The sequence below is a fragment of the Pseudanabaena sp. SR411 genome (assembly GCF_002251945.1).
GTDB lineage: Bacteria > Cyanobacteriota > Cyanobacteriia > Pseudanabaenales > Pseudanabaenaceae > Pseudanabaena.
The window spans coordinates 1-7,853 of record NZ_NDHW01000142.1 but is presented as its reverse complement, the minus strand read 5'-3'; the positions used below and the strand labels follow the sequence as shown (position 1 = coordinate 7,853).

Here is a 7,853-nt window from a genome sequence, read left to right as displayed (position 1 = left end):
AAAGCCTCGCTTTGCGAGGCTTTTGCTGTTTTTGCTTTCAGCAGATAGAACATCAAAGCCCAAAAGAGAATGGCAGTGCTTCGCACTGCCATTCTCTTTTGGGCTGATAACCATTGTCTACCCATCTTCAAACCGTGGAATTGTAATGTTTAGTAACTTTATATCTGGGTATAACCAAAAAACTATGTAAATCTAGGTAAAAGGTATTTACAGCAGGCACCTTACACCAACCATCGTGAATTGTTGAAGGTTTTGCTTTGCAGAACTTTCAACAATTCATGGTTTTTACTTGTGTCAAAAATCTAGCAGCCCCTATGCACGCACTCTCAATTCCAACTTGGATCATCCATATCCTCAGTGTCACAGAATGGATTGTGGCAATTTGGCTAGTTTGGACTTATGCCAATATTAGCCGAAATAAAGTTTGGCAAGGATTTGCGATCGCCATGTTACCTGCCCTAGTCAGCGCTATCTGTGTCTGTACTTGGCACTTTTATGACAACGATCCATCCCTAGAGTGGTTAGGGCTAGTTCAAGCAGCTATGACCTTACTCGGCAACTTTGCTTTGATGGTTGTGGCTCTGTTCCTTTGGAAGCAATCAGTTCAAGTTCGCTAATGGATAGGAATAGTGATGATTTCTAAAGATACTCTTTTTATTCTATCGCTGTTTCCATATATCGGATTTCTTTGGTTACTGACGCGATCGCAACAAGTGCCAAAACTAGCTCTGATTGGCTTTTACTGCACTTTGCTATTTGTGGGTGTGACTATTCCTGCGGGAATTTATACCAAAATCGTTTATGGAACTTCGCTTTCCAATGTCGATTGGCTGCATGGTACTGCCGAATCTTTTTTAACGCTATCGAACACGCTGATTGTATTGGGATTTCGTCAAGCGATCGCGCGATCGCCAAAACTCAATTAATTACAGTGATGATGTCCTGCGCGAAGCGCAGGACATCATCATACCCGAAACATTTTTAGCCAAGCAGGAAAAAAACTATGCGTATCTTAATGATCCAGCCTAACTATCACTCTGGCGGCGCAGAAATTGCAGGAAATTGGCCCTCCAGTTGGGTTCCCTATGTGGGTGGTGCATTAAAGACCGCAGGATTCACAGAAATCCGCTTTATCGATGCCATGTGTAACTATATCGGTGATGTGGAACTGGCAGTCCAGATTAATACCTATCAGCCCGATGTGGTGCTATGTACTGCGATCACACCGATGATTTATAAGTCACAGGCAACCTTAAAGTTAGTTAAAACCGTTTGCCCAGAAGCCAAGGCAATTATGGGTGGTGTGCATCCTACCTATATGTATCGTGAAGTGTTGAGTGAGGCTCCTTGGGTAGATTACATCATTCGGGGTGAAGGGGAAGAAATCACGGTAAATCTATTAAAGGCGATCGCGAATGGTACTGATGAACAAGAGCGACGCAATATTTTAGGAATTGCCTTTTTAGAGGATGGAAAAGTCGTGGCTACGCCTGCCCATCCACCAATTAAGGACTTGAATACGCTCACTCCTGATTGGAGTTTATTGGATTGGGATAAATATATTTACACGCCTCTGAATACGAGAGTTGCGGTTCCCAATTATTCGCGAGGCTGTCCGTTTCGTTGTCGATTCTGCTCACAGTGGAAGTTCTGGCGTAAATACAGATCGCGATCGCCCAAGCAATTTGTCGATGAAATCGAACGGCTAGTCAAGGATCACAAGGTCGGCTTTTTCATTCTTGCTGATGAAGAACCAACGATTAATAAATCGCGGTTTGTAGCGCTTTGTAATGAATTAATCGATCGCAATTTAGGTGTTCACTGGGGCATTAATACTCGCGTTACCGACATTCTCCGTGATGAGAAGGAATTACCTCTCTATCACAAAGCAGGACTAGTTCATGTATCTCTGGGAACCGAGGCTTCAGCACAACTGAATCTGAATCTATTCCGTAAAGAAACCACAATCGCTGATAATAAACGGGCGGTGCAACTACTGCGTGATAATGGCATTCTTGCGGAAGTGCAGTTCATTATGGGATTGCCCAACGAAACTCCCGAAACCATTGAAGAAACCTATCGCATGGCAAGGGATTGGAAAGCGGATATGACCAATTGGAATATGTACACTCCTTGGCCCTTTGCGGAACTCTTCCAAGATTTGCAAGATAAAGTGGAAATTCGCGACTATTCTCACTACAACTTTGTTACGCCGATTATCAAGCCCGACAATATGAGCCGTGAGGAAGTGCTGAAAGGAGTGCTTCGTAACTATGCCAGATTTTATTCTTGGAAGTTTCTCGAATATTGGTTTGAGAAAGATTCCTTCAAGCGTCGCTACCTCTTAGGCTGTCTTTGGGCATTTGTGAAGACAACGCTCAACAAGCGCTTCTATAATCTTGATCGCGTCAAGCAAAAGGGCTTGCATACAGAAATTGATTTTGGCTTCGATGAAGCTCGTATCTTGACACCTGAACAAATGGCGCTCATTAAAAAAGGGCAGGTTGGTTCTGCCGATATTGATTTTGTTGGCACGATTTCCGCCTGTGGTGCGCCTAACGATATAGCCCTTGATTCCTATACCAAAGAACAGGTTGTCAAAAATGATGTGATTCAAGTAGCGGTAGTGGAAGCCGATCAGCAAACGCGGATTGATTTACGGGTAAATCTGCGATCGCAAGCGGGTATCGAAGTTGCGAGTGAGGCAACTAATGGTGAAACAGGACTGGTGATCCTCGAATCGATCGATGTGGATGTTGCCGTTGTCGATGCGGCGCTCCCAGACATGAATTTGGTGAAGTTTCTCCGCTCTGCGCGTAGAGTTCAAGAAAATTCTTACGTGATTCCCTCGAAGATTTTGATATTGGTGACTCCCGAACAAAGCACGATCCTATGCGAAGCGATCGCTGCGGGTGTGGATGGCTTCTGTCTCAAGGATTCCCCGATTGAAAAACTTGCGGAAGCTGTACATATCACCCATAAAAAAGGGCGCTATGAAGATCCTGCGATCGCGCCTCTTTTGGAAAATGTCGTTCCCGTTTAAGTTCTGCAAAGGTAAGAATAGGCGGCGCTTTGCGCCGCCTATTCTTACCTTTGCATCCTAAAGCCGTGTAAATTATATAGATTAGCGTTCAACAATTTGGAACTGGCGATTTAGTAAGTTCATACTTGCGGAAATTGTCAGACTCATAGCTAAATATACACCCATGATAATCAAAATCACATTTACAGGTCTTCCCGTCTGATTAATTGTGGTCGAAGCGATGCGATAAATATCGGTATAGCCGATCGCGATCGCTAGGCTAGAATTCTTAGCAATATTCACGTACTGACTAGTCAGTGACGGAATGATGACACGTAATGCTTGGGGTAACACAATTTTTCGCATCGTTTGGAAATTAGTTAACCCCAGTGCTTTAGCGGCTTCCGTTTGTCCTTTGGGAACTGAGAGAATCCCCCCACGGACAATTTCAGCGATGAAAGCACTGGAGAACATGGTCAATCCTAAAACTAGAGCGCAAAATTCAGAACTCAGGGTCATTTTTAAAGCGGCAATCGTGATGCCATCTTTGGCAAGCGTGGCAAATCCTAGAGAGATGCGATCGCTAGCGGATGGAAGTGTTAAAAAGATCGCCGAATACCAGAAAAATAGTTGTAATAGTAAGGGCGTATTGCGGAGGACTTCTACATAAACGCGGGACAGTTGCTTGAGCAGCCAGTTACTTGATAGCCGTGATACGCCAACCGTAACACCAACGACAGTTGCCGAGATGATGCTAACGGCGATCGCCTTTAGAGAGTTAAGTAACCCAACCTGTAGGGCTTTGGTATAGCTATCCGAAGCTTTATAGGGAAAAGGGGAGTCGGCAATATCAAAGGAAGCAGGATCGCTGAGAAAGTCAAAACTAATTGCTAGCCCTGAATTTCGCATATTTCTGGCTAGGGTATTCCATGCCAAAATACTGCAAGTAATTACGATCGCTAAAAAAAACAACTGAGCGATCGTGCGCCAATTCCAGAAATTCCTTTTGAAATTAGTTTGTAAACTTGTTACGAAGCTCCCATTACTTGCGGACATGGCTCACAGCACTCCCAATCTGGATTAAATTTAAGTTTAGTATAGTCGGCGCATAGCGCACATCAAATTTATTGGCTTGCTATACTACTAATCTACCCCTAAGTATCTGCCAGTCATGCCCAAGTCATCGGTCAAAATAGCTATAGTTGGAGATGTTCATGATTTATGGCAGCCCATTGAAGATCGTTTAGCCCTTCAGGCTTTGGAAGTCGATTTAGTTCTATTTGTCGGTGATATTGGCAATGAATCAGTGGAAGTTGTAAGGGCGATCGCTAATCTTGATATGCCGAAAGCTGTGATTTTGGGCAATCATGATGCTTGGTACAGTGCCTCCGATAATCAGAAAAAACTCAATAAAAAGAAATGTCCTTACGATCGCACCAAAGAAGATCGCGTGCAGCAGCAATTAGATATTTTAGGCAAGCTCCATGTTGGTTATAGTTGGCTAGACTTTCCTGAATTAAATCTTTCCGTAGTTGGTGCGCGTCCCTTTAGTTGGGGCAGTTCTAGATGGAAGAAAGCAACATTCTATAGCGATCACTTTAATGTTAAAAGTTTTGCCGAATCGACGCAACGGATTGTTGAATCTGTTGCCAACACTGCCCATGACAATATAGTTTTTCTGGGACATAATGGCCCTTTCGGATTGGGAAGCGAAGAACATTCTATTTGTGGTAAAGATTGGAAAGCTGGTGGCGGTGACTATGGTGATCCAGATTTTACGGAAGCTATTTCCAAATCCTATCAAATGCTCAAAACAGTTCCTCTAGTTACCTTTGGGCATATGCATCACCATTTACGGCTTAATTCTAAACGAACTCGTGAAGTGCTAGTGACTAACGAAAAGGGAACAGTTTTTCTTAACGCGGCCTGTACACCAAGAATTGTCCAAAGCAATAACGAAGAGTACCGTAACTTTTCCATTGTTACCTTAGAATCGGGAACGGTCACCCAAATATCTCTCGTATGGCTCAATTCGCACTGCCAAGTAGTTAAAGAGAATACTCTGTTGCCACGCACACTTTAAACTGTTTGCAAATTTTCCATCGCCATTTGAGCACAATAACGCATTTCGTCAGCCCTGCGCCATAGTTCTTGTCCTGTGTGCAAATGATGATCGTCAAAATTTAGAGTGAAGTAATTTAATTCTTCAATTCCATCACTGATCGCATTGAGACAATGATAAAGATAGCTCGCAATCCCTGCCGCAGAGGTAGGATTAGGAAACGCACGGAAGAAAATCTGTGCCTTGGCATAGGAGCCACGACATTCATCAATATAATCCTCAAAATCTTCCATCAAACCATCATCATAGGGATCAGCCGCAAGATCGTCGATCTGCTCATCTAGACTATCCAAAATTACTTCGAGCATCTCGGTAATCGGTTCGTAAACTTGTTTAAACCAGCGATCAAGCTTCTGATCCTCGTTAAGATGGGTTTCCCGCTTAGATGGCGATCGCTTTCCCCCCTGCGATACACCATTGGGCGAGTGTTTAATGCCAAGACTGCGATCGTAATGGGCGCGAGATTGGGGATTGCTAAGGACTTCGTAAGCCAGATTGATCGAGGCTATATCATCATGATTATCGAGATGATGATTGCAATCGGGATGATATTCTTTAACCAGCCCACGATAGGCGCTTTTGACCTCGGCAGGAGCAGCACTATAGCTAATTCTCAGGGTTTTATAATGATTTACTTGTTGGGTGCGATCGCTTGTCCTAGCCATATCCTTGTGATTAATCTACGTTTGCGGTAATTTCCTGATGTTTTTCATGCCGAATTTTTGAGGATTTCGATATTGTCGAAATATTATTTCTAAGCAGAGCAAAACTTTTCCTAATAAGCATTTTGTAGGGATATTCTGTCAACGTCAACCACTTGACAGCGAAAATCATCAAAAAACAATTTTGAGATTTCTATAGCAATGCAAAATTTACTTAAGATTTAAAACCCAAAAGAGTAATGGCGGTGCATCGCACCGCCATTACTCTTTTGGGTTTTGATTTGTCCTGATTAATTTTTTACGATAAATGTTGCTAAAGCGATCGCACTTCTGTTATCCTGTCAAAGGATTAAATTTGCTGGTGTAGCTCAGTTGGTAGAGCAACTGATTTGTAATCAGTAGGTCACGAGTTCGAGTCTCGTCCCCAGCTTACTTTTCAAGAAAAAGCACTGCAATGCAGTGCTTTTTTAGTTAAAATTCAGGCATGAATTAGGCAAAGATGCCACAAGCTTTGTCGTAATAATAATTATGAAAAACCTGCAATTTCGATTAACCCAACATCTTGAAAGATTAGTTATAGAGCGTAATCCTTACTATGCATCGGCTGGACATTTATTTGCCCGTGAATATATCCGATCGCATTTTGCAAAATTTGGTGAAGTTCTCACCCATGATTTTGAAGTCAATGGAAATATTCATCAGAACTTGATTTTGCAGATTGCGGCTAAAGATCATAAACAGCGATCGCCTTTGATTATTGGCGCACATTACGATACGGTGGCGGGCTGTGTAGGTGCAGATGATAATGGATCAGGTGTTGCGGTACTTCTCGAACTCGCTACATATTTTTCGGAAAATCCTGTTAAATATCCCATTCAATTAATTGCCTTTGATATGGAGGAATATGGATTATTAGGTAGTACTGCTTATGCAGATAAGCTCAAGCATGAAAACCAAAAAATACGCTTGATGATTTCTTTGGAGATGTTGGGCTATTGTGATCGCACTCCCAATTCGCAGCATTATCCCGCAGGATTAGACAAGTTCTATCCCAATACAGGTGACTTTATTGGACTTATTGGTAGCATTCCCACAATTCCCGATCTGCTCCATTTACAGCATCACATGAAAGCTGTAGTTCCTTGTCAATGGCTTCCCGCAGGTTGGCGTGGCTTAGCAATACCATCTACCCGTCTGAGCGATCATGCTCCTTTTTGGGATGCTGGCTATAAAGCCCTGATGATTACCGATACTGCATTTATGCGGAATCCGCACTATCACAAAAGTAGCGATCAGCTAGAAACTCTCGACTTAGAATTTCTCACTCAAGTTTGTCGAGGATTAATCACAGGAGTTGCTAATTTGTCTTAAAAGCTCGACATTAACTAGATTTTTTTTTAGTTACTTCTCCGCGCATTTCATCGATATCAAGGATGCTAATGATCACACCTGTAATTGGGATGGATAGAAAAACCCCAATCAATCCACCCACTCGCGCTCCCATTAAGAGCACCAAGAACATAATTACGGGATTTATGTTCACCGAGCCTTTCATAATTCGCGGCATGAGGAAGTTCTCTGCTACTTGCTCCAAGATAATGCAAGCCGCTAAAACCTTCAAACTAAGAAAAATTCCTTGAGGCAAAATAATTAAACAGATCAAACTAATTCCAATTGTTGCTCCAATCCCAGGAATTAGGTCAAATGCACCAGCAACAGCTGCTAAAACTAGTGGATAGGGACTGTTTAGTACAATCAATACTATAAATATAGAGATGCTAAAGAAAACCGACACCAGCAGTCTCACCCAAAAGAAACCCAGAAAATTCTTTTGAATTGATTTTGTTAGATCGTAGCGTAAATGTGATGGAAATAGTCTCATAATTAGATGCCATAATCTCTTGCCATCCGACAACATAAAAAAGCTACTCCCTTCCCGCTATAAGATCAGTGAATTAATGAAAAGATAAAATCCAGTGTTTTTCGTAATTGTATTTTTGAGAGAAATTGACTGGATTCAAAAAACTGCTCTAGCTGATTAGTGATA

At 42.4% G+C, this 7,853-nt stretch carries 7 protein-coding genes, 1 tRNA gene and 1 pseudogene; 6 read left to right on the top strand and 3 right to left on the bottom strand.

Annotation, left to right across the window (positions count from 1 at the left end):
• Positions 1–314 precede the first annotated feature (314 nt).
• The 3 genes from B9G53_RS15125 to bchE all read left to right on the top strand — a co-directional run bounded on the left by B9G53_RS15125 (position 315) and on the right by bchE (position 3,043).
• A complete protein-coding gene (locus tag B9G53_RS15125) occupies positions 315–617 on the top strand; it encodes a DUF2499 domain-containing protein (RefSeq protein ID WP_094533735.1) in 303 nt (100 codons plus the stop codon).
• Positions 618–632: 15 nt separating this feature from the next.
• Entirely contained in the window at positions 633–926 is a 294-nt protein-coding gene (locus tag B9G53_RS15120) for a DUF3593 domain-containing protein (protein ID WP_094533733.1), read from the top strand.
• Between the two features lie 77 nt (positions 927–1,003).
• Positions 1,004–3,043, top strand: a complete 2,040-nt coding sequence (bchE, locus tag B9G53_RS15115; protein ID WP_094533731.1) for a magnesium-protoporphyrin IX monomethyl ester anaerobic oxidative cyclase — start codon at positions 1,004–1,006, stop codon at positions 3,041–3,043.
• Positions 3,044–3,124: 81 nt separating this feature from the next.
• Here bchE and B9G53_RS15110 read toward each other — a convergent pair whose 3' ends face one another.
• Entirely contained in the window at positions 3,125–4,078 is a 954-nt protein-coding gene (locus B9G53_RS15110) for an ABC transporter permease subunit (RefSeq protein WP_094533729.1), read from the bottom strand.
• 115 nt (positions 4,079–4,193) lie between these two features.
• Between B9G53_RS15110 and B9G53_RS15105 the strand changes: the two genes are divergently transcribed.
• Positions 4,194–5,105, top strand: a complete 912-nt coding sequence (locus tag B9G53_RS15105; RefSeq protein ID WP_094533727.1) for a TIGR04168 family protein — start codon at positions 4,194–4,196, stop codon at positions 5,103–5,105.
• On the opposite strand, the gene B9G53_RS15100 is transcribed toward B9G53_RS15105, so the two are convergent.
• Positions 5,102–5,809, bottom strand: a complete 708-nt coding sequence (locus B9G53_RS15100; RefSeq protein ID WP_094533725.1) for a J domain-containing protein — start codon at positions 5,807–5,809, stop codon at positions 5,102–5,104. The genes B9G53_RS15105 and B9G53_RS15100 overlap by 4 nt on opposite strands.
• Before the next feature lie 354 nt (positions 5,810–6,163).
• Between B9G53_RS15100 and B9G53_RS15095 the strand changes: the two genes are divergently transcribed.
• Together B9G53_RS15095 and B9G53_RS15090 are read left to right on the top strand one after the other, a co-directional pair.
• Positions 6,164–6,236 (top strand) — tRNA-Thr (locus B9G53_RS15095).
• A gap of 98 nt (positions 6,237–6,334) precedes the next feature.
• Positions 6,335–7,177, top strand: coding sequence for a M28 family peptidase (locus tag B9G53_RS15090; RefSeq protein WP_094533723.1), 843 nt, complete (start codon positions 6,335–6,337; stop codon positions 7,175–7,177).
• A gap of 10 nt (positions 7,178–7,187) precedes the next feature.
• Here the strand turns inward: B9G53_RS15090 and B9G53_RS15085 are convergent.
• Positions 7,188–7,733: pseudogene (locus B9G53_RS15085) on the bottom strand (AI-2E family transporter); the annotation flags it as partial.
• Between the last annotated feature and the right edge of the window lie 120 nt (positions 7,734–7,853).

Excerpts from the sequence above, each read along its gene's own strand:
- B9G53_RS15125 (WP_094533735.1), top strand. The coding sequence starts at position 315 with ATGCACGCACTCTCAATTCCAACTTGGATCATCCATATCCTCAGTGTC.
- B9G53_RS15120 (WP_094533733.1), top strand. The coding sequence starts at position 633 with ATGATTTCTAAAGATACTCTTTTTATTCTATCGCTGTTTCCATATATC.
- bchE (WP_094533731.1), top strand. The coding sequence starts at position 1,004 with ATGCGTATCTTAATGATCCAGCCTAACTATCACTCTGGCGGCGCAGAA.
- B9G53_RS15110 (WP_094533729.1), bottom strand. The coding sequence starts at position 4,078 with ATGTCCGCAAGTAATGGGAGCTTCGTAACAAGTTTACAAACTAATTTC.
- B9G53_RS15105 (WP_094533727.1), top strand. The coding sequence starts at position 4,194 with ATGCCCAAGTCATCGGTCAAAATAGCTATAGTTGGAGATGTTCATGAT.
- B9G53_RS15100 (WP_094533725.1), bottom strand. The coding sequence starts at position 5,809 with ATGGCTAGGACAAGCGATCGCACCCAACAAGTAAATCATTATAAAACC.
- B9G53_RS15090 (WP_094533723.1), top strand. The coding sequence starts at position 6,335 with ATGAAAAACCTGCAATTTCGATTAACCCAACATCTTGAAAGATTAGTT.